The following is a 251-nucleotide window of genomic DNA, read 5'->3' on the forward strand; positions in this document are numbered from 1 at the left end:
GGTCGATATCGTGACCCGCGGCCTGGAACTGTCGCCGACCACCGAAGTGCTGGTGGAAGAATCGGTGCTGGGCTGGAAGGAATTCGAGATGGAGGTGGTGTGCGACACCGCCGACAACTGCATCATCGTCTGCTCCATCGAAAACCTGGACCCGATGGGCGTACACACCGGTGACTCGATCACCGTCGCCCCGGCCCAGACCCTGACCGACAAGGAGTACCAGCGCCTGCGCGATGCCTCCATCGCCGTGC

The 251-nt window shown here is 63.3% G+C and carries 1 protein-coding gene; it reads left to right on the forward strand.

Annotated elements, in window-relative coordinates; translation table 11 throughout:
• On the forward strand, window positions 1–251 hold a 251-nt coding region (locus ACR9ZK_RS22805), incomplete at both ends, for an ATP-binding protein (protein ID WP_481344202.1).

Source organism: Monashia sp. HAY1-5C, from assembly GCF_056755255.1.